At 52.2% G+C, this 251-nt stretch carries 1 pseudogene; it reads left to right on the forward strand.

From position 1 onward, the window contains the following. Positions 1 to 251, forward strand: a pseudogene (gene gspO, locus AC0L27_RS41450) (prepilin peptidase GspO); the annotation flags it as partial.

The raw sequence follows: 251 nt of genomic DNA on the forward strand, positions 1-251 counted from the left end.
ATTGATTTTCGCACTCAGCTCCTGCCCGACAAACTGACCTTACCGCTGCTCTGGCTTGGCTTGGTATTTAATGCGCAGTATGGATTAATTGATTTACATGATGCGGTTTACGGCGCGGTAGCGGGCTATGGGGTGCTGTGGTGTGTTTACTGGGGCGTCTGGTTAGTTTGTCACAAAGAGGGATTGGGCTACGGTGATTTCAAGCTACTGGCCGCTGCAGGCGCATGGTGTGGCTGGCAAACGTTGCCAAT

Source organism: Bradyrhizobium sp. Ken51, from assembly GCF_055807435.1.